The sequence below is a fragment of the Gemmiger formicilis genome (genome assembly GCF_016901605.1).
In the GTDB taxonomy this organism is placed as follows: domain Bacteria; phylum Bacillota; class Clostridia; order Oscillospirales; family Ruminococcaceae; genus Gemmiger; species Gemmiger formicilis_B.
Genome location: NZ_JACJKP010000902.1, coordinates 1 through 219, shown reverse-complemented (window position 1 = coordinate 219; position 219 = coordinate 1). Strand labels below are relative to the sequence as shown.

The following is a 219-nucleotide window of genomic DNA, read 5'->3' as shown; positions in this document are numbered from 1 at the left end:
CTTCCTCCGTAATGGGAATGCCCAGTATACCGGCGCTGCGGGTAATGATCTGCCCCAGTTCCTTGGGGCTGTAAGGTTCCAGTTTGAGCAGGATGCCGAAACGGTCCCGCAGCGCCGGTATACTGGGCATTCCCATTACGGAGGAAGGTGCCCTGGAACTGGCCCGCTGTAGCCGCGGTACACCCCGTATCGCCAACCGGCTGCTCAAGCGGGTGCGGG

At 62.1% G+C, this 219-nt stretch carries 1 pseudogene; it reads left to right on the top strand.

The annotated features are described in order from the left end of the window. Window positions 1-107: 107 nt before the first annotated feature. Window positions 108-219: pseudogene (locus H6B10_RS17190) on the top strand (Holliday junction branch migration DNA helicase RuvB); the annotation flags it as partial.